This is a genomic window from Candidatus Electrothrix sp. (genome assembly GCF_052785085.1).
This window is the reverse complement of record NZ_JALAAI010000001.1, coordinates 36,750-57,527: the sequence shown is the minus strand read 5'-3', so window position 1 is coordinate 57,527 and position 20,778 is coordinate 36,750. Positions and strand designations below refer to the sequence as shown.

General features: G+C 51.3%; 14 protein-coding genes. 13 read left to right on the top strand and 1 reads right to left on the bottom strand.

The genetic code is table 11. From position 1 onward, the window contains the following. Positions 1 to 16 precede the first annotated feature (16 nt). Positions 17 to 409, bottom strand: a complete 393-nt coding sequence (locus L2082_RS00310; protein ID WP_446007833.1) for a hypothetical protein — start codon at positions 407 to 409, stop codon at positions 17 to 19. 103 nt (positions 410 to 512) lie between these two features. On the opposite strand from L2082_RS00310, the gene L2082_RS00305 reads away from it, so the two are divergent. The 13 genes from L2082_RS00305 to L2082_RS00245 all read left to right on the top strand — a co-directional run bounded on the left by L2082_RS00305 (position 513) and on the right by L2082_RS00245 (position 20,682). After that, positions 513 to 4,535 (top strand): DUF3418 domain-containing protein, encoded by a 4,023-nt coding sequence (locus L2082_RS00305; RefSeq protein ID WP_446007834.1) that lies wholly within the window; start codon positions 513 to 515, stop codon positions 4,533 to 4,535. Between the two features lie 113 nt (positions 4,536 to 4,648). After that, a complete protein-coding gene (locus L2082_RS00300) occupies positions 4,649 to 5,797 on the top strand; it encodes an AAA family ATPase (protein ID WP_446007835.1) in 1,149 nt (382 codons plus the stop codon). A gap of 2 nt (positions 5,798 to 5,799) precedes the next feature. Further along, a complete protein-coding gene (locus L2082_RS00295) occupies positions 5,800 to 6,414 on the top strand; it encodes a hypothetical protein (protein WP_446007836.1) in 615 nt (204 codons plus the stop codon). A 239-nt stretch (positions 6,415 to 6,653) separates the two neighbouring features. Continuing rightward, the gene (locus L2082_RS00290; protein WP_446007837.1) at positions 6,654 to 7,526 is read left to right on the top strand and encodes a hypothetical protein; all 873 of its coding nucleotides are present in this window, start codon (positions 6,654 to 6,656) and stop codon (positions 7,524 to 7,526) included. Between the two features lie 39 nt (positions 7,527 to 7,565). Continuing rightward, positions 7,566 to 8,717, top strand: a complete 1,152-nt coding sequence (locus L2082_RS00285) for an AAA family ATPase (RefSeq protein WP_446007838.1) — start codon at positions 7,566 to 7,568, stop codon at positions 8,715 to 8,717. A gap of 2 nt (positions 8,718 to 8,719) precedes the next feature. Beyond that, on the top strand, positions 8,720 to 9,091 hold the full coding sequence (locus L2082_RS00280) for a hypothetical protein (protein ID WP_446007839.1): 372 nt from the start codon (positions 8,720 to 8,722) through the stop codon (positions 9,089 to 9,091). A gap of 98 nt (positions 9,092 to 9,189) precedes the next feature. After that, the gene (gene clpB, locus L2082_RS00275) at positions 9,190 to 11,781 is read left to right on the top strand and encodes an ATP-dependent chaperone ClpB (RefSeq protein ID WP_446007840.1); all 2,592 of its coding nucleotides are present in this window, start codon (positions 9,190 to 9,192) and stop codon (positions 11,779 to 11,781) included. A 231-nt stretch (positions 11,782 to 12,012) separates the two neighbouring features. Beyond that, entirely contained in the window at positions 12,013 to 12,777 is a 765-nt protein-coding gene (gene kdsB, locus L2082_RS00270) for a 3-deoxy-manno-octulosonate cytidylyltransferase (RefSeq protein ID WP_446011338.1), read from the top strand. Positions 12,778 to 12,884: 107 nt separating this feature from the next. Continuing rightward, complete coding sequence (gene mdh / locus L2082_RS00265) at positions 12,885 to 13,811, top strand: malate dehydrogenase (RefSeq protein ID WP_446007842.1); 927 nt, start codon at positions 12,885 to 12,887, stop codon at positions 13,809 to 13,811. Between the two features lie 186 nt (positions 13,812 to 13,997). Continuing rightward, positions 13,998 to 16,337: a gluconeogenesis factor YvcK family protein gene (locus tag L2082_RS00260; protein ID WP_446007843.1), complete on the top strand. Its 2,340-nt coding sequence runs from the start codon at positions 13,998 to 14,000 to the stop codon at positions 16,335 to 16,337. An 80-nt stretch (positions 16,338 to 16,417) separates the two neighbouring features. Beyond that, complete coding sequence (locus tag L2082_RS00255) at positions 16,418 to 16,789, top strand: response regulator (RefSeq protein WP_446007844.1); 372 nt, start codon at positions 16,418 to 16,420, stop codon at positions 16,787 to 16,789. A 133-nt stretch (positions 16,790 to 16,922) separates the two neighbouring features. Then, positions 16,923 to 18,851, top strand: coding sequence for an ABC transporter ATP-binding protein (locus tag L2082_RS00250; RefSeq protein ID WP_446007845.1), 1,929 nt, complete (start codon positions 16,923 to 16,925; stop codon positions 18,849 to 18,851). Further along, positions 18,844 to 20,682: an ABC transporter ATP-binding protein gene (locus L2082_RS00245; protein ID WP_446011337.1), complete on the top strand. Its 1,839-nt coding sequence runs from the start codon at positions 18,844 to 18,846 to the stop codon at positions 20,680 to 20,682. The genes L2082_RS00250 and L2082_RS00245 overlap by 8 nt, the downstream gene beginning before the upstream one ends. Positions 20,683 to 20,778: the final 96 nt, after the last annotated feature.

The window sequence follows — 20,778 nt, the reverse complement described above, 5'->3', positions numbered from 1 at the left end:
GTTCCCTGCCCTTATTTCATCCGATCCAGTTCGTCCACTGCTCGCCGCAATACTTCAAGCCTTGTCCCAGCATATTCCCTACCACCACTGCCGCCTTGATGGTCTTGGAGCTTTCCAGAAGAACAGCAGTTGCATCCCGGAGACTCTGCACGATCTTCTTACGATCCGGCGGATTTCGTTGCGCCTGCCGCAGCGCACCGTTGACTTCGTGCTCGACATCCTCCCTGACCTCCTGCGGCACAGGCAGGTTAGCCAATTTTTGCTTTACTTCATTCAACAGGGTAAGCAGTTCCTCAACAGGCACCTGCTGACCTTCATTGACAGTAAGCGTGGCACTGTCTTTGGCTATGTATTGCTTGCCGCCGTCCGTCTCGAAGTTATCCCCAAGGATGATTTTGTTGCCGCTCATATGTTCCCTCCCAGTATCATGGTATTATCCTGAACATATAGTCTATTATGCGAGAAAGGGCGAGCGAAAAGGGGCTTTGCATCCTCCCCATGAATCGGGTAAAGTGGCAACCAGAAACGTTTCTCAAGAAAAACAACCGGACGCAATGGCACGCTTTCCCATGCAGCTCAACTACCCAGGCAACCTCCCCATCACCGACCGCAAGGACGAGATCGTCCAGGCCGTTCGGGATAATCAGGTCATCGTTATTGCAGGTGATACCGGCTCCGGCAAGACAACCCAGCTCCCCAAGATGTGCCTGGAAGCAGGTCGGGCAGGGGAGGGGGCCATGATCGGCTGTACCCAGCCCCGCCGTATTGCCGCCCTGTCGGTGACCGAGCGGGTTCAGGAGGAGCTGGGGCAGGCCCGGACGGTGGGGTCCAAGATTCGCTTTCAGGATCGCACCGGCCCGAAAACCCGGATCAAGTTCATGACCGACGGGATTCTGCTGGCCGAGACCCGGGGCGACCGCGATCTGCGGGCCTACGACACCCTGATCATTGACGAGGCCCATGAGCGCAGCCTGAACATCGACTTTCTGCTCGGCTACCTGCATCAATTGCTGGCCCGCCGCCATGACCTCAAGCTGATCATTGCCTCGGCCACCATTGATACTGAAAAATTCAGTAAGCATTTCCATGATGCCCCGATTATCCAGGTGGAAGGACGCACCTATCCGGTCACGGTGGAATACTGCCCCCCGGACAACGAGGACGATGAAAGCAGTCAGGATATTGACCGGTTGGTCGCTGATCAGATTGTCAGGCTTATGGCTCGGCCCGGCGGGGATATCCTGACCTTTCTCCCCACGGAGCGGGACATCCTGGACACTGTGGAACTGCTGCGCAGGGAACTGGCAGATCGCGCCCTGATCCTGCCCCTGTTCGGACGGCTCCAGGGCGGGGAGCAGCGGCGTATCTTCCGTTCTGCCCGGCAGCGCAAGATCATCGTGGCCACCAATGTGGCAGAGACCTCCATCACGGTGCCGGGCATAGAATGCGTGGTGGATACCGGCCTGGCGCGGATCGCCCATTATAATGTGCGGGCCGGGACCACCCATCTGCCGGTGGCCCGGATTTCCAGGGCCAGTTGTGATCAGCGGGCAGGCCGTTGCGGTCGGGTCGGGCCGGGGCGTTGCATCCGCTTGTACAGCGAGGAGGATTACCTTGCCCGTGATGAATTCACTCTGCCTGAGATCCAGCGTTCCAATCTGGCCGAGGTTATCCTGCAGATGCTCAGCCTGCGTCTGCCCGAACCGCGCAACTTCCCTTTTATCGATCCGCCTGCCCCCAGAGCGGTCAATGACGGCTTCCGTATTCTTCGGGAACTGGGTGCCCTTGACAGCGAGCAGCGGCTCACCCGGCAAGGCAGGATCATGGCCCGCCTGCCTCTGGACCCGCGTATTTCCCGGATGATCATTGAGGGTGCGGAGCTGGGCGTGCTCCGGGAAACCGCGATCATTGCTGCGGCCCTGGCGATTCAGGATCCCCGTGTCCAACCGCCGGATAAGCTGGAAAAGGCCCGGCAGGCCCACCGCGCCTTTCATTATCCTGGCTCGGATGTCCTGACCCTGGTTAATATGTGGGATGCCTGTCGAGGTGAAGCCCTGTCTTCGCCCGGTTCGTCTGATGACGGGCAGGGCCGCCGGGATGATAAAGAGCAGACACGCAGGTCTGCCCCTACGCCGTCCGCCGGGCAGCTGCGCCGTTTTTGCGAGGCTAATTTCTGCTCCTGGCAACGGATGCGGGAGTGGTTTGATATCCATGATCAGATTCTCCGTATCCTCCAGCAGCATAAGGAGTTTGCCGGTGCCCTTGATCGCATTGGTGATTCGCACAAGGACGAAGTAGGGGCACGGCATGCCGTGCCCCTACCGGAATCGCAAGATTCTTCGGTCAAAACATCTGCCCCTACAGCCCCGGCCCTGGTACATCAGGCCCTGACCGCAGGTTTTCTCCGCAATATTGCCCTGCGCAAGGAGAAGAATACCTACCAGATCTCCGGCAACCGGGAGGCCATGCTCTTTCCCGGTTCCGGCCTGTATAATAAGGGAGGGCAGTGGATCGTGGCAGCGGATTTTGTCCATACCTCGCAGCTCTTTGCCCGCATGGCCGCCACCATTGAAGTGGACTGGCTGGAACGCCTGGGCGGTGACCTCTGCAAACGTTCCTACTCGGACCCGCATTGGCAGAAAAAGTCTGGCCAGGTCATTGCCCTGGAAAAGGTCACCTTATTCGGCCTGGTCATTGCTGCGGACCGGCGGGTGAACTACGGACGCATCAGCAAGAAGACAGCAGCGGAAGCCAAGGAGATCTTTATCCGCCAAGCCCTGATCCCCGGCGAACTCAGCGGCAAGTATCCATTTCTTGAGCATAATCTGGCCCTGGCCCGGCAACAGGAAGAGCTGGAGGAACGCCTGCGCAGGCGGGGCATCATGATTGATGAGCAGGTTTTGTACGAGTTTTACGATCAGCGGCTCGGTGAGGTCTATGACCGCTTCACCCTGAACCGCTTTTTGAGCAGGAAGCGAAAACAGAGCAAGCCCGGTGAGGAAGCGGACGGCTTTCTCAGGATGACAGAGGAGGATCTTTGCCAAAGCCAACCGGAAAGCGATGAGCTGTACCGCTTCCCGAAAACCCTGACCACGCCTCAAGGCGAGCTGCGGCTTTCTTATACCTTCCATCCCGGTCAGGAGGACGACGGGGTGACTGTGGATATCCCGGTCTCCTGCTGCCCGGCCCTGTCGCCGAATCTCTTTGAGTGGCTGGTGCCCGGCCTGCTGGAAGACAAGGTGGCGGCCCTGCTCAAGGGGCTGCCCAAACGCCTGCGCAAGCTCTTTGTCCCTTTGCCGGACACGGCGGCCCTGCTCATGGACGGTATGGATCTCTACCAAGGTTCCCTGTACCCGGCCTTGGAGCGTCTTCTCCTGCGGCATTTTCAGGTCAGAGTGACACGGGCGGACTGGCAGTTGGAGAATCTCTCCCTCCATCTTCGCATGCGTTTTCGTCTCTGTGATGAGCAAGGAAAGGCCCTGCATTATACGCGTGATTTCCATGAACTTGCCCGACATTGCGGGCCAATGCAGCAGGCAATCCAAGGAGGGCAGGGGAGTAAGGCCGAAGACCTGCCTGTGAGAAAGGATATCCAGTCCTGGGATTTTAGTGAGGCACCACAGCCCCTGCCGGTTCGGGATCAGCAGAACCGGGTCACGGGACTCTACTATCCGGCTTTATTCCTGGAACAGGGCAAGGGGCCGGAGCAACTCCTCAGTCTGAAATATATCGCTGATGCGGCCCAGGCCCGAGCGCAGAATAAGAAGGGCCTGCGCTTCCTCTATACCAGGGAGTTCAGCAAGGAGGTCAAGGTGATCACCAAGGAATGCAAGGCAGCCGTGTCCGGTCATACAGCCTCCTGGCTTGCCCTGGGCCTCAAGGCCGGGGCCGGAGAAACCAAGACCTTGCTGCTGCACTGTATCCTGGATGATCTCTTTCAGATTGATGGGGATCTGCCCAGCAAGGCCAGCTTTGAACAGATTGTGCAGGATCTTCGCAGCCAGGGGATAACCCGGCTGGCAAGGGAACAGCTTAATCAGGTGCTGGATCTGCTGACGGAACGTCGCAAGACCCAGGTCGCTCTGACGCAAAGTAAACAACGGGCCGGGAAGAGCCGGAGTGCGGATCAGGCCCGTTTTGCCGAGTATGAGGATCTTTTGGCAGGGCTTGTTCCTTCGGATTTCCTTACCCGTCTGTCTCCGGCAGAAGCACTTGACCGGAAGCGGTATCTTCAGGCTCTGGCCAAGCGGATAGAGCGGGCCGAACATAGTCCCCTTAAAGATACGGACAAGGCCAAACGGGTGCAGCCCTTTGCCGAACATCTGCGTCAGCTGGAAAGAAAAGAGGCCGAGCAGAAAGCAGGCGGGAGTATTGCCGCTCCCTGCCGGGAGGCGGTTGCCCGGTATCGCCGCATGGTGGAGGAGTTCCGCATATCGGTCTTTGCCCCGGAGATAGGTACGGCTCTGCCAATTTCGGAAAAGCGGCTCAAGCAGCAATGGCAGGAGGTGGAGGAGAGTTGCAGGAGGGTGGAGTGATGTTGTCTGCTTGAAAAAATGTTCAGGAACGTGTAGATGTTGATTTGTTTCTTGAAGTATACTGTCAGCCAATGTTCAGCCCGTACATAACCTTATCAACGATTCAATCCATCATGATTAAAAAACTCGTTGTTTCCAATTTCCGCAGTCTTGGTCCTGACATTCATTTTGAACCGGGTAAACTTTCCTTCTTTATAGGACCGAACGGATCGGGAAAGTCAAACATTCTTGATGTGCTTTCCTTTGTCAGGGATTCGGTTATGCAGGGCTTACCTGCCGCTATTACTCAGAGAGGCGGTATTGACACTGTACGGAGACGCAGTCATGGGCGCCCTTTTGATGTACACATAGAATTGCAGCTTCTTATTGATCAGCAGCATGTAACATATGAATTTATTATTACCGGTGATCGTCTTGAAGAGTACAGGGTAAAGACAGAAAAAGCAATTATGTACGGGTCGAACGGCGAGGAAAAAGTGTCATTTGTCAGAAACGGGCACGACTGGGACGGGCCGGAAGGGGTGGCACCCTTTATGGATGAACAGTCCCTTGCCCTGACCCCCTTGGGAGGGACGAAACAGTTTAAGCCTTTGGTTGACTTCTTGTCCGGTCTCACTGTCTATTCTATCTTCCCGGACACTCTTCGGGTTCCGCAGCGTTTTGATTCAAGCCATCCGCTCAAAGAACATGGAGAAAATTGGGTATCCATTTTACGGGAACTGGTGAAAGAAAAGTACGCCAAAGATGATATTGTTACAGGATTGAGAAAGCTCACCGGAGATATTGAGGATGTCCGGGTGGCGAGCGCGGCGGGATATCTGATAGCCGAGTTTAAGCAGCAGGTCAAGGGGCAGAAAGCGAAACGATGGTTTGATGCGGCCCAGCAGTCGGACGGGACATTGAGAGTCGCCGGACTGTTGACAGCCTTGGTTCAATCCCCCGCTCTTCCGGTGATCGGTGTGGAGGAACCTGAACTGACCGTTCATCCGGGTGCTCTGCCCATGCTTTACGATTATCTGCGGCAGGCCAGTGAGGTCTCCCAGGTTTTTGTCACCACGCACAGTCCGATTATTCTTGATGTTGTTGACATTGAGAACGACGTTATTTTTGTGGTCAACCGGGTTGAAGGGAAGACAGATGTGCAAAAAATAACAGGTCAGCAGCTGGAACCTGTCCGCAAGAGTCTGTTACGATTGGGTGACCTTTTTATGTCTGGTGACTTGCAGCTTTCTCTTTTTGATGATACGTCCTGGAGGAAATGATTTTGAGCGGTCAAAAGGGCTACCTGCTTGTGGAAGGACACGGGGAAGTGGAGGCAGCCCAGAATCTTATTACCCGCCTGAGTCACGATATCGGTCTATACAATATTCCTTGGAGTAAGCCGTTGCGCTGGCCGAACCTGCATCAATGGCAGGGGCATAAATCCGGCGGCGTAATGTCAGGGGCCGAGTTCATTCGCACTAAGTCTGATGCGGGAGCACTGTTAATCCTCCGAGATGAGGATGATCAATGTCCCAAGGATCTTGCGCCGCAGATTGCACAGCAATTAAGAACACTCAAGCTTCCCTTTCCGACAGCTTACGTGCTGTTGCATCCGGAATATGAGGTGCTTTTTCTTCCCTGTTTAGAGCGGATGGGGTTTCCAGCTTGGGATCGCGATTCATGGGAAGCTCGACGGGGAATCAAAGAATGGCTTTCTGGACAATTACCCAAAGGGCGTTCGTACAAACCCACTGTGCAGCAGTTTGCCATGACCCGGCAGCTTGACTTTCCGACTTTACGTTCGGCAAATGTCCCCAGCTTCGGCAGCTTGGAAAGAGGACTGCGCTTTCTGTCAGATTATTCAGATCAAGCCGGTAAAGTGTACCCGGCTGAGTAAGTATCTTTCTTGCCATGTCTTAGCCATGCCGGTCTCCGAGAAACGGCTGAAGGAGCAATGGCAGCAGGTGGATGAGAGTTGCAGGCGGGTGGAGTGAGGAGGGGGGATTGCTGTTTTGCTCTGCACGCCGTTTTGCATTGAACCGGCTGTTGCGTCAGTGTAGTTTGTAGAAATATTTTATAATTTATGATGAGTCGATCCCGTAACCTGTATTCGATTGTTTACTAAGGAGAAAGAGCATGAGCCGTTTCTTTGTCAAGACTATCCTGCTGCTGTTTTTTCTGCATACCCAAATAGTTCCCGCCTCGGCAGAAGAGGTCGAACACAAAGAGATTGCACGGAAGCTTACAGTGCAGTCATCGGGGCTTGCCGACCATGATGTAGAAATTGTTGGTAAGCCGAAAAAATACACCGGTACAACTGATTATTCTGTGGGTGATATTGAGAATGGTACACTCATTTATTTGACTGCGCCTGCAACTGCGGGCAGTTGGCTCGGGAAGGAGAAACTTGTATCTTGGACTGGATGTGACTTTATGTTCGGAAGAACATGCACGGTTAAGATGCTTTCCAATAAAACAGTGACTGTCAAGTATGCCTCCAAGGATCGCAAGGCAGCAGATTCCGGCAATCCATTGAAGGATCTTTTTGAAAATCTGAAAAAGTTTGATGAAGAGTATGATGCAAGGCACAGTGAAACATCCGGTTTCTGCAATGCACTGGAGATCGTTTTAAAAAATCCGGAACAGCTGGATGTGCGGTATATTGTAAGCTCTTATGATCCGATAGGACACTCAGGTAAATATGTGAGTGGTCCTGACGGTACTCGTATACCGGAATCAACCTCTGTGATCAGCACAGCCGATGCGTTGCGAGCTGTGGAATGGAGGAAGTATACCGATGCTCCTCTTTATGCGGTCATCATCACTAAAAAATGCGACGGAAGCACAACGCGGCATGTTCAACCGATCAAGTTGGGCGGCATGATTCAGGAAGATTCGACATCATTCAAGGACATGAAATCAAGAATCATTGTTACTGTCACTTCATCTTTGTCGGCTGATGATGAAACGGAAATGCGAATAAACTATCCTGATCTACCGATGAAGTAACTCACCCCGTGCATAATCTCATCAACGATTAAACCTATCATGATCAAAAAACTCGTTGTTTCCAATTTCCGCAGTCTTGGGCCTGACATTCATTTTGAACCGGGCAGGCTTTCCTTTTTTATAGGACTGAACGGGTCAGGAAAGTCAAACATCCTTGATGTGCTCTCATTTGTCAGGGATTCGGTTATGCAGGGCTTACCTGCCGCTATCACCCATAGAGGGGGAATCGACAGTGTTCGGAGACGCAGTCATGGTCGTCCTTTTGATGTGTATATAGAATTTCAGCTTCTCATTGATCAGCAGCATGTCACGTATGAATTTATTATCACAGGAGATCGCCTCGAAGAATATAGAGTAAAGAGGGAAAAGGCCATTATGTACGGGCCGAATGGCGAGGAGAAGGTGTCATTTATCAGAAATGGTCACGAATGGGATGGGCCGGAAGGTGTGGCACCCTTTATGGACGAACAGTCCTTGGCCTTGACTGCGTTAGGAGGGACGAAGCAGTTTAAGCCCTTAGTTGACTTTCTCTCTGGGCTTACAGTTTATTCAATTTTCCCGGATACTCTTCGCATTCCCCAACGTTTTGATTCCAGTCATCCGCTGAAAGAGCATGGAGAAAACTGGGTGTCTATTTTGCGGGAATTGGTGAAAGAAAAGTACGCTAAAGATGATATTGTTACAGGATTGAGGAAGCTTACCGGGGATATTGAGGATGTCCGGGTGGCGAGCGCGGCGGGATATCTGATAGCCGAGTTTAAGCAGCAGGTCAAGGGACAGAAGGCGAAACGTTGGTTTGATGCGGCTCAACAGTCGGATGGAACGCTCAGGGTTGCAGGATTACTAACGGCCTTGGTACAAACTCCGGCTCTTCCGGTGATCGGGGTTGAAGAACCAGAACTCACTGTGCATCCCGGAGCCTTGCCCATGCTCTATGACTATTTGCGGCAGGCCAGTGAAGTTTCACAGGTTTTTGTAACTACCCATAGTCCGGTAATCCTTGATGTTGTTGATGTTGAAAACGATGTTGTTTTTGTCGTCAATAAGGTGGATGGAAAAACAGATGTAAAAAAGATGGCGGATACGCAGCTAGAACCTGTTCGCAAGAGTCTGTTGCGATTAGGGGATCTTTTTATGTCAGGTGACTTACAGCTTTCTCTTTTTGACGATGATACCCTCTGCGGAGAATGATTGTGGCTGGCAAAAAGGGATATCTGCTTGTGGAAGGGCACGGAGAAGTGGAGGCTGCTCAGAATCTTATTACCCGCCTGAGTCACGACATTGGAATATATAATATCCCCTGGAGTAAACCTTTGCGTTGGACAAATCTGCATCAATGGCAAGGGGGTAAATCAGGAGGAGTAATGGCAGGTGCTGAGTTTATTCGCACAAAGCCGGATGCTGGGGCATTGTTGATTCTTCGTGACGAAGACGATCAATGTCCCAGGGATCTTGCGCCGCAGATCGCACGGCAATTGCGGACACTCAATCTTCCTTTTCCAAGACCATACGTTCTGCTACATCCCGAGTATGAGTTGCTCTTTCGCTTCCATCCTTCTTCTTGACAGCTTGCAAATCATTCTTATCTTTTTATATCAGGAATAAAGAAGACAACCCCTGTCCTCTGTCAAAGGGACGAAAATATAAGAAAAGAGGAGATGCTATGCAGCTTGATAAATTCACCGTTAAATCCCAGGAAGCAATCCAAACCGCGCACAGTCTGGCCGAGCAGTTCGGCAACCCGGAAATGCAGCCGGAGCACCTGCTCAAGGCCCTGCTGGAGCAGCCCGAAGGCGTGGTGGTGCCGATCCTTCAGAAGCTCGGTGTCACCCCGGCGGTAGTGCTCAGTGAAACAGATCAGCTGATCGCTAAACTGCCCAAGGTCTCGGGTTCCGGGGCAGGGCAGTCCTATATGTCCAAGACCTTCACAAAGGTGGTAGATCAGGCGGCCAAGGAAGCCTCTTCCATGCAGGATGAGTATGTCAGTCAGGAGCATCTCTTTCTCGGTATCCTGAAAAGCGACACCTTGGCTCCGGTTGCTCAGATGCTCCAGCGCATGGGCATCAATCCGGTGACCTTTCTCCAGGCCCTGACCGGTATTCGCGGCAATCAGCGGGTCACGGATCCCTACCCGGAGGATAAGTACCAGGCCCTGGAAAAATACGCCCGCAACCTTACCGATGTGGCCCGACGCGGCAAGCTGGACCCGGTTATTGGCCGGGATGAAGAGGTGCGCCGGATCATTCAGGTGCTCAGTCGTCGTACCAAGAACAACCCGGTGCTTATCGGTGAGCCAGGCGTGGGCAAGACCGCCATTGTCGAGGGGTTGGCCCAGCGCATTGTCAACGGCGATATTCCGGCCACTCTGGAAGGAAAACAGGTCATTGCTCTGGACTTGGGACTGCTCATCGCTGGCGCAAAATACCGGGGTGAGTTCGAGGATCGGCTCAAGGCCGTGCTCAAGGAGGTAGAGAAGAAAGCAGGAGAGATCATCCTCTTTATTGATGAGATTCATACCTTGGTGGGTGCCGGAGCATCGGAAGGGTCTATGGATGCCTCCAATATGCTGAAGCCAGCCCTGGCCCGGGGTGAGCTGCATTGCGTGGGCGCAACCACTCTGGATGAATATCGCAAGTACATTGAAAAGGATGCTGCCCTGGAACGACGTTTCCAACCAGTTATTATTCAGCAACCCAGTGAAGAGGATACCGTGGCAATCCTGCGCGGGATTAAGGAGAAGTACGAGGTCCATCACGGGGTGCGGATTCAGGACAGTGCCACTGTGGCTGCGGTCACCTTGTCCAACCGCTACATCTCTGATCGTTTTCTGCCGGACAAGGCCATTGACCTGATTGATGAGGCCGCCTCTCGACTACGCATTGAAATTGATTCCATGCCTACAGAGATTGATGAGCTGGATCGCAGGCGGATCAAGATGGAGATTGAGCAGGAGGCATTAAAGAAGGAAAAAGACAAGGCATCCAAAGAGCAGCTGGATCGGCTGAAAAAAGATCTGGCCGAACTGAACGAGCAGCTCGACGCCATGAAGGGACAATGGCAGCTGGAAAAAGATGTGATCCAGCGCATCCGCGATATTAAGGCCAGGATTGATGAGGCCCATGTTGAAGAGCAGCGTGCTGAACGGGCCGGTGAGTTGAGCAAGGTGGCCGAGATCCGCTACGGCAGGATTGTGGAGCTGGAAAAGGAACTGGAGGCGGAAAACACGAAGCTGGCCGAGATCCAGGCGGACAGCCAGATGCTCAAGGAAGAGGTCGGTGCCGAGGATGTGGCTGCTGTAGTTGCCAAGTGGACCGGTATCCCGGTGGATAAGCTCCTGGAAGGGGAAAAGGAGAAGCTGGTGCAGGCGGAGTCCGAGTTAGCGCGGCGGGTGGTGGGCCAAAAAGAGGCCATTACCTCGGTGGCGAATGCGGTGCGCCGGGCCAGGGCCGGTCTCCAAGACCCGGATCGACCGCTGGGTTCTTTTATCTTCCTCGGCCCCACCGGTGTGGGCAAGACCGAGCTGGCACGCAGTCTGGCCGACTTCCTCTTTGACTCGGAACAGGCTATGATCCGTATTGATATGTCCGAGTACATGGAGAAGCACTCGGTGGCCCGGCTGATCGGTGCCCCTCCGGGCTATGTAGGCTATGATGAAGGTGGAATGCTCACTGAGGTGGTTCGACGGAGACCATACTCTGTTGTCTTGCTTGATGAAATTGAAAAGGCCCATCCGGATGTGTTCAATGTCCTGCTCCAGGCCCTGGATGACGGTCGGATGACCGACGGCAAAGGACGGACTGTATCCTTTAAAAATACCATCATTATTATGACCTCAAACCTGGGCAGTCATATCATTATGGAGCAGGGACAAAAAGATCCCGAGGCCATGCGTCAGCAGGTGGATGAACTGATGCATCGTCAGTTTCGACCGGAGTTCCTGAACCGGGTGGATGAGATTATTACCTTTCATGGTTTGACCCGTGATGATTTACTCCAGATTGTGGATATCCAGATTGCCAGAATGGCCCAGCGCTTGGCTGACCGCAAGTTCTCTGTCGAGTTGACAGATGCAGCAAAACTTTTTCTTGTCGATATCGGTTATGATCCTGCCTTTGGTGCCCGCCCTCTGAAGCGAGCCATCCAACGGTATATTGAAGATCCCTTGGCCTTGGAAATTCTGGAAGGACGGTTTAGTGAGGGTGATTCGGTGCGGATTGATCGGGGTGAGGAGAACCGGTTGGTGTTTGGAAAATAATAAGCAACAGGCCCATATTTCTTTAACACAGTTTGCACGTTGATATTTCGTTGAGTGCAAGGTATCATAGGGTCGTCTTTTTGCAAGGGCTCATTTTTGGCTCTTCAGTCTGGAACAGCATACGATGTCAATAGGTCAGGTGGCTTGCAAAAAGTTTACCTGTACGTAAAGATACCTTTATCCGGCCCCAGAGGGGCCGGATAGGTGCTTATATATGAACGCATATATACAATGAACGAAACACCAGCCAAGGTGGTGGCAATTATTCCTGCCCGCTATCACTCCAACCGCTATGAAGGAAAACCACTGGCCTTGATAGCAGGCAAGTCTATGATTCAACATGTGGTTGAAAGGGCCTGGCAGGCCAAAATACTCTCTCGGGTTGTTGTGGCAACCGATGATGAGCGGATTGCTGAGGTCGTGACAGGATTCGGTGGCGAAGTGGTGATGACCCGCTCAGACCATGTTTCCGGCACAGATCGACTGGCAGAAGCAGCAGAACTGCTCCATATTGAAGAGCATAGCGTGGTGGTCAATATTCAGGGCGATCAACCCCTTTTTCCACCCGAGGTTATTGAGCAGGTGGCAGATCCTCTGTTGGAAGACCCAGCCCTGCCCATGTCAACCTTGATTTATAAGATTGTCAGACCAGAAGAGATTTCTGATCCCAATCATGTCAAAACGGTCTTTGATTGCGATAAAAATGCCCTGTATTTTTCCCGGTCTCCGGTTCCTTTTCAGCGCAATCCGGAAGAAAAAGTACAGCCAACGTATTATAAACACCTTGGTTTTTATGCCTATCGCAAAGGCTTTCTGCTGACCTTTGTGGCCCTGCCAGAAGGGGAATGGGAACGCTTTGAAAAGCTGGAACAGTTACGGGCTTTGGAATACGGCTATCGGGTTCGTGTGGTTTTAACTGACCATGATTCCATTGAGGTGGACACGGCCAGGGATGCCCAGCGGGTGGAAAAAATGATCCAGAGCAACGAAATATAATTGTAGGGGGAGACCTGCGTGTCTGCCCGATAATCGGTTGAGAAAATATGATGTAGGGGCACGGCGCGCCGTTGCTCTTACAAGGGTAATGACAACAAGGAAAAGTCATGAAGAAGAAAATTACAATAATCGGTGCTGGCAATGTTGGAGCCACAGCTGCGCATTGGGCATTGACCCGCAATCTGGGCGATATTGTTTTGTTGGATGTTATGGAAGGCATTCCCCAGGGCAAGGCTTTGGATCTTTGGCAGTCTGGTCCCCTGGATTCCTATGCCGGCACTGTAACTGGTACCAATGATTATGCAGATTCTGCCAACTCTGATGTGGTGATCATTACTGCGGGTCTGGCCCGGAAGCCGGGAATGTCCCGTGATGATTTACTGGCTAAAAACGTAGCTATTGTGAAATCCTGCGCAGAAGAGGCAGTGAAGCATTCCCCTGACTGCTTTATGATCGTGGTTACCAATCCCATTGACGCCATGGTGCATACCGCTTTTAAGGTCACTGGCCTGGATAAGAGCCGGATTATCGGAATGGCCGGTGTGCTTGACTCAGCTCGTTATCGGACTTTTCTTGCCGAGGCCCTGGGGGTTGCGCCTGCTGATGTCAATGCCCTGGTTATGGGAATTCATGGTGATAAGATGCTGCCCATGGTCAGGTTAGCCAATGTGGGTGGGGTGCCGATTACAGAGTTACTCCCTGAAGAAAAGATTGCAGAAATTGTTGAGCGAACCCAGCAGGGTGGTATTGAGATTGTTAATCACCTCAAAACAGGAAGTGCCTTTTATACACCTGGTCTGGCAGCTGTGGAAATGGCTGAGGTTGTGCTCAAGGATAGTAAACGGGTCTTGCCCTGTGCAGCTTATCTTGAGGGAGAGTTTGGCATCTCCGGGTATTTCCTCGGAGTTCCGGTCGTGTTGGGCGATAAGGGGGTGGAGCGTATTCTTGAGTTTGCCTTAACTGAGGAAGAAAAAGCTGCTTTACAGGAATCTGTGAATGCTGTGTCCAGGCAGATGGAAGCGACCGGATTATAAAGGGGTCGGATGATTCTTTGGAGTTTTCCAATCAATTTTCATGTGTTATTGTCTCCCTCCCCCAAGAAGGGGAAGGGGTGGAAGCTGTAGAGGCAGCCTGTGTGGCTGCCCGTATCGTCTTAAAAAGGTATGCCCCTCCTGTGTTGCACAAGTGAAGGACGTAAGGAATAAGGAATAGAGTTGCAGGTGGAAAAAACGAGAAAGAAACCCTTGGCGGATCTCTTAGCAGGAGTGACAAAAAAAGTCTTTTCTCCTCTTGATTTTATGGGCAAGGGGAGTCTGGCTGAACAGGTGCTTGCCTTTGCCTTGGGGGAAGAACCGCCCAGCGGTGTTCCTGGCTGTACCCAGGAGGATTGGCGTAGTCTGGCTGAGGCCCTCCGCCATGTTGACGTGGAAAAGGTACGGGTGGTGGTGTTGGGTGGTGGAACCGGGCTTTCCAATGTGGTGGGTGGCGACTCCCGACGTGCGGGTTGGAAGGAAACCCCGTTTACCGGGTTAAAAGAGGTTTTTCCCCATTTGCATTCTATTGTCTGTGTCACAGATGACGGCGGGTCAACAGGGGAAATGCTTAAGGATTTTCCTCTGATTGGCCTGGGAGATCTGCGTCATGTTTTGCTTTCCTCCATTCGTAGTATTAACCTGAAAGAGCAGTATCAGCTTAATGATGAAGGGGCCTTGGCAACCGCAGCAGCCTTGCATGGTTTTTTTAATTTCCGTTTTAATACCCCCCTTGAGTCAGCAGAACAGCTCTGGGCCGAGACCGGGGTGAGCCCGGAGATGTTTCCCAAAGCCCTGGCAAGATACCTTGTTGATCTGGTCAAAAGACTGTTCACAGATGAACGCATGTTCGCTGCCTTGGATCGCCCTCAATGTCTGGGTAACCTTCTCCTTGTTGCTGCTGTCTATCGTAAGCTACCGGCTTTTTTTCGAACAACAGAGCTGGCTGCTAATCAAAAGCGGATGCAGACCGCCATCATGGATGGCCTGGCAGATCTTTCCCAGGCTGTTGGTGCCGGCACCCAGGCTGTACTCCCCTGTACAGCGACTCCGTCTCAATTGCAGATGCTCTATGTGAACGGAGTATTGGTGACCGGGGAAAGTAAGGCTGGTGAAGCCCGACGAGGCTATCCTGTGGAACGGGCCATGGTTCGTTTTGCAGACGATCCTTTATTACCGGATGCAGTGAGTCAGTGTATTGCTGAGGCTGATATTATTATCCTGGCACCAGGGAGTCTCTACTCTTCTATTATTCCTATTCTTCAGGTACCAGGATTAGCTGATGTTATCCGCCGAAATGAAAAGGCCCTGAAACTTCTGGTCGCCAATATCTGGGTACAAAAGGGCGAGACTGATGCCACCAGAGAGGCCCCGGAAAAGCGTTTTTATGTTTCTGACCTGATCCGGGCCTATGGATATAACATTTCCGGCGGGATTCATGGTCTGTTTTCCCATGTGCTTACCCTGGATCTGACAGATATCCCAGGCTCGGTTTTGCAGAACTATATTCTGGAGAAAAAAGAACCGATTTACGTTGACCGTGACAAGGTCAGGGAACTGGGCTTAGAACCGGTCCGGGCCAATATTTTTTCCAGAAATTTTTTGCAACGGCAGCGGGTTATTCAGCATGATCCTGATAGTCTCACCCATGTTGTCCGCTGCATGTGGGGGCTGCGGGAAAATGGTTTTCTTGCCCAGCCATCCCTGGCAGCATCCAGTCTGCCACATCAGCAACTTCCTGTACGCGTTGCCCCGGATAAGCTGATTCCTTGTATTCGTTATGAGCGGATATCCCGGATCATTAAGGGGTTGGAATTCAGATTTTTGACCCTTGAGGCAGATCTTCCTGAAAGCATGTCTTCCTCGGTGCGCCAAGATATTACGAAAGCTGTTCTTGATATTCTTTGGCGTCATCCTGATATTCACCCGGATCACCTCCAATATCTGAAAGGAATCTGTTCCGTGGAAACCGGTTCCTGGAAGCGCTGCCAGCAATGGGATAATGTCTTTTCTTTTTACGATCCTGAAGACAGTTGCATTAAAATTCGTCAGGATCAACTCAGCTCTCCTGAACGTTTGGAGACAGCTTTGTTGATTGCCTTGGGCCAGTCATTATTAGGCAATTATTGCCTGAAAAAGAGTGTGGAAGAGGTGTTTGTTCAGGAACGCCGGGTTGGTAGCTTGTATCGTCTGGTAATTAAAAAGCACCAGGAGCTGAATGCCTTCCTGTCATCAGAGGATCTGGACATCTATTTACAGCTCAGCCGGATGTGTCCGACAGAAGGTGAACCACGATGCTATACCAGACTGGTTAATGGCGAAGAAGGTTTTACCCCGCCTGGTCTTCTCTTTGGCTTAGTTTTTGCATGGTATCTTGATAATCGTTTTGCCTCTAATGTGGAATATAAAATGTCTGTGATGAAAAATACTCTTTCTGACCTAATTCCAGAGCAATTGAGGCTTCTGCACAGGCGTGAAGAACTGATTCGTTTTTTCAGAGAGCGTATTTTTCGAGATCAGTTTTTCTAAAAAACTATTGTGTGGTATATTGACAAAGGGAAAGGTCTGTCGACACAGCTGATTGCTGATTTTTTTGAGGTATATGCTCTATGCGAAAGATACTGATTATAGATGATGATGAACAAATGCGTAATCTGCTTTGTCGGGCTATGGAGTATGCTGGCTTTGAGGTGGAAGCTGCTGCTGACGGACGAAAGGGATTGCGTTTTTTCGAGGAGGATTCCTATGATCTGGTGATTACAGACTTGATTATGCCAGAGCAGGAAGGGATGGAAACAATAACTTTTCTCCGGAAAAATTATCCAGAGGTAAAGATTATTGCCATTTCAGGAGGAGGCCGGATTGGTCCGGAAACGTATCTGCCAGCTGCCTTGGAGCTTGGTGCTGATCGTGCTTTTGCCAAACCCTTTCCCATTGATGACCTGATCAATGCTGTGAAGAAATTACTTGATGTAAACTGATTTGTTACCTATCTTGTTGCTTATTCATGTATTTTTTTTCGCAGCTTCCGTAATGCATCCCGACAAAGGCGGTGAGCATGATCGTCTATGCCCTGACAACGGCTCATAATGCACTGTTAAAGAGGAAATCCGGGTGACAGCAACAGACACAGATTCAGAACAACTGGAACCCACAGCTCAGGCCAAACCCTCTCTTACCCATCTACTTGCTCTGTTACGGCCCGATTTTGTAACATATCGCTCCCGTTTGCTGCTCGGCTTTCTTGCTCTGCTGGGGGTGGATTTTCTTCAGCTGACCATCCCACTGTATCTGAAAAATGCCGTTGATCTTCTGAAAAATAACACTGCAAGTTCCCAGCAACTTCTCCGTCTTGGTGGATTTCTTCTGCTCACAGCTGCCTGTATCCTGGTCTTTCGTTTTGTCTGGCGGATCCTGATTATTGGTTTTTCCCGACGAGTGGAAGCAAACCTTCGGGCCCGTTTGTTTGCTCACACCCTTGCTATGGACCGGTCTTTTTTTGACCAACATCCACCGGGCGATATCATGGCCCATGCCTCCAATGATCTTACAGCGGTCCAAATGGCTTGTGGCATGGGGATTGTTGCGGCAACTGATGCCTTGATTATTTCCGGGGCAGCCTTGCTGTTGATGTTTTCTATCAGCCCTGTTTTGACGCTTATGGTGCTTCTTCCCATGCCTCTTTTGGGGTTCAGTGCCTGGTTTCTCTCTGGGCGTCTGCATACCCGTTTTGACCAGGTCCAGCATTCCTTTGGCCTGATTACGGAGTTTGTCCGTAACAGTATGATCTCTATCCGTTTGATCAAAAGCTATACCAGGGAAGAACAACAGCAGAGCAGGTTTACAGAACTGGGAAAACAATATGTTGCTGCTAATCTCAAGGTCGCTGTGGTCCTGGGCCTGCTTTTTCCTGTAGCAATTCTTGTTGGTAATCTGGGCATGCTGATAATTCTCTATTACGGGGGCAAGCTGGTGATCAATGGGGCTGTAACCCTTGGAGAGTTTGTTGCTTTTATCCAGTATCTCTATATGTTGATCTGGCCCATGATGGCTGTGGGCTGGGTTACCAACATAGCCCAACGGGGTGTTACCTCTCTTGCCAGGATCCATACTTTGCTGACTGCGCAGTCCCAGCTTGAAAACAGTATTCAGATCCTAGGGGCAACTCCCCGTGGTTGCCCTGGGTCTCCTGAGCCTTCTCGTAACGGACAGGCACAGGGCCCTGCCCCAACAACGACTTTATACCGAAAACAAGAGGGAGATGAGGGGAGACATCGTGATTTTTCAGCTCAATTTCATGTAAACCCTGTTATTTCGCTAAGAGGCTTGCATTTTTCCTATGCCCAGGCCAATACTTCCTCCTTAACAGGGCTTGCGTTGGACTTGAAGCCCGGTATTCTTGGCATTGCAGGGAGGACAGGCTCTGGGAAATCAACTATCTGTCGCTTGCTGACCAGGCAGTATCCGCTTCAGGACGGGATGCTTTTCTTTGCTGATCAGGATGTGAACACCATTGCTCCTGCTCTGATTCGGCAGCAAATTAGCTATGTGAGCCAGAATCCAGTACTTTTTTCAGGTACTATAGCAGAAAATATCAGTCTTGCTGCCCCGGAGGCATCGCAGCAAGAGATTGAGAATGTTGCTGAACAAGCAGCCTTTCATGCAGAAATACTTGCCATGGACAAAGGGTATCAGACCAGGGTAGGTGAGCGGGGCCTACGTCTTTCCGGGGGCCAGAAACAGCGGCTGGCCATTGCCCGGGCACTGTTGGCTGACCGACCGGTTTTGGTTATTGATGATGCCTTATCTGCCCTGGATGTGGAAACAGAGCAGCAGGTCTTTGCCGGTCTTCGTGCCTTTGCCGCAGACAAGATTGTCCTGATTGTCTCTCATCGTCTCAAACTCTTAGCTGAAACAGATCAGATCCTTCTGCTTGATCAGGGGCGGGTTGTGGCTCTGGATGTCCATGAGAATCTGTTGCGCCATCATGATTTTTATCAGGCAATGGCTCAGAAGCAGCAGGGAGGGACAACTGGTGCATAATTTTGGTTATTTTGAAGAGGGCAGAGTTGGAAAGATCTCTGACCTTCAGACCTGGCAACGGATTTCAGGCTATTTCCGTCCTCATACCCTGGGCCTTATTTCCAGTATTCTGCTTTCCCTGCTGATCACCTTTGCCACCCTTGCACTTCCTCGCCTGATGCAGCTGGGTATTGATAATTTTATTGCTACCAGTGATCAGGAAGCAGCACTGCGCCTGACCGGGCTGGCCCGTTTGGCTCTTATTTACGGCGGGGCCGTACTCCTGGCCTTTGTGGCTGGTTTTATCCAGGTGGTTTTGCTGGAATACATTGGTCAGTCCATTATGCATCGCCTGCGTAATAATCTGTATCAGCACCTCCTGGGGCTTGACCTGGCCTTTTTTCATGGGAATCCTGTGGGACGACTTGTGACCAGGTTGACCAATGATATTCATAATATGCATGAGATGTTTACCTCGGTGATGATGACTCTTTTCAATGATTTTCTGAAGCTATTGGGGATTCTGGTGGTACTGGCGTTGATTAACCTCCGCCTTGCACTGGTGATGGGACTTTTTTTGCCCCTTTCCCTGGTCGTGACCCTGCTTTTCTCCCGCCTTGCCCGTGAGCAATTTCGGGCGGTGCGGAGCCAACTGGCGGTTGTGAATTCTTTTCTTCAGGAGAACATCTCTGCGGTAAATCTGGTCCAACTCTATGGAAGAGAGGGGGCAAGCAGAAAGCGTTTTGATCTGTTGAATAATGAATTCATGCAACGAACTCTGGCCCAGGTGCGCCTGTTTGCCTTTTTTATGCCGTTCACAGAGTTTCTTGCCTCTCTTGCTATGGTGGTGATTCTCTGGTACGGTGGAAGTCTTGTCTTGCATCGTCAACTGACCATAGGGGAATTAGTTGCTTTTTTTTCCTATATGCGTCTGTTCTTTCAGCCCATGCGTGAGCTTTCCCAAAAGTATTCCATTGTCCAGTCTGCCTTGGCTTCAGCTGAGCGGATTTTTCAGCTCCTCGATACAGGCAATTCCATCCATTCTCCCACAGATCCTGTTGATATCAGCACAGTGAAAGGTGAAATTCGTTTTGAACAGGTTGTTTTTTCGTATCAAAATAAAAAGACTGAGGGAGTCGAGGGGGAAAAAGAGCAGGGTGAGCAGGACGAACAGGCAGTACTTCAGAATATTGATTTGCAGATCAGAGCTGGAGAAACCCTTGCCCTGGTTGGTTCCACCGGTGCTGGCAAATCCACCCTTATCAGCCTGTTGGTCCGGTTTTATGATCCTACTCAGGGTAGGATTCTTCTTGATGGTAATGATCTGCGAACGTGTGCTGTTGATGACCTTCGTCAGCAGGTTGGCCTGGTTTTGCAGGATGTGTTGATCGAACCAGATACTGTGCTGGCAAATATCAGGTTGGAAACAGGAAAGGAGCGGGCCGAGATCGAAACAATGCTTACTGAGACTGGTATGGATGCCTTTGTTCAACGGCTCCCCCAGGGCCTGGATACCCGAATAGGAGAGGGTGGAATTGATCTTTCAGCTGGAGAAAAGCAGCTACTGGCCTTTGCCCGGATTTTATGTCGGAACCCGGCTGTGCTTATCCTGGATGAAGCCACTTCTTCCGTGGATACAGAGGCGGAAAACCTGCTGGAGCTGGCTGTGGAGGCCAGTTTTGCAGGCCGTACCTCTATTATTATTGCCCATCGTCTCTCCACTGTGCGACGGGCTGACCGGATTGTGGTTATGGATCAGGGACGGATTGCGGAGCAGGGGAGTCATGAGGAATTGATGGCTCAGGAAGGGCTTTATGCCAATCTTATTGCTCTTGATTTGCAGGAGGGGTGAAGTGTGTTATCGCTCTGTTTGTGGATTAGCTCTAACTTATTTTTTTAGATTGCAATTACCTGCAATAAGAGTATGATGCATTTATTCATAATAAAT

What these genes read in the sequence shown, in the direction of transcription:
- L2082_RS00285 (WP_446007838.1), top strand. Translation starts at nt 7,566, where the DNA reads ATGATCAAAAAACTCGTTGTTTCCAATTTCCGCAGTCTTGGGCCTGAC.
- L2082_RS00300 (WP_446007835.1), top strand. Translation starts at nt 4,649, where the DNA reads ATGATTAAAAAACTCGTTGTTTCCAATTTCCGCAGTCTTGGTCCTGAC.
- L2082_RS00255 (WP_446007844.1), top strand. Translation starts at nt 16,418, where the DNA reads ATGCGAAAGATACTGATTATAGATGATGATGAACAAATGCGTAATCTG.
- L2082_RS00310 (WP_446007833.1), bottom strand. Translation starts at nt 409, where the DNA reads ATGAGCGGCAACAAAATCATCCTTGGGGATAACTTCGAGACGGACGGC.
- L2082_RS00290 (WP_446007837.1), top strand. Translation starts at nt 6,654, where the DNA reads ATGAGCCGTTTCTTTGTCAAGACTATCCTGCTGCTGTTTTTTCTGCAT.
- mdh (WP_446007842.1), top strand. Translation starts at nt 12,885, where the DNA reads ATGAAGAAGAAAATTACAATAATCGGTGCTGGCAATGTTGGAGCCACA.
- clpB (WP_446007840.1), top strand. Translation starts at nt 9,190, where the DNA reads ATGCAGCTTGATAAATTCACCGTTAAATCCCAGGAAGCAATCCAAACC.
- kdsB (WP_446011338.1), top strand. Translation starts at nt 12,013, where the DNA reads ATGAACGAAACACCAGCCAAGGTGGTGGCAATTATTCCTGCCCGCTAT.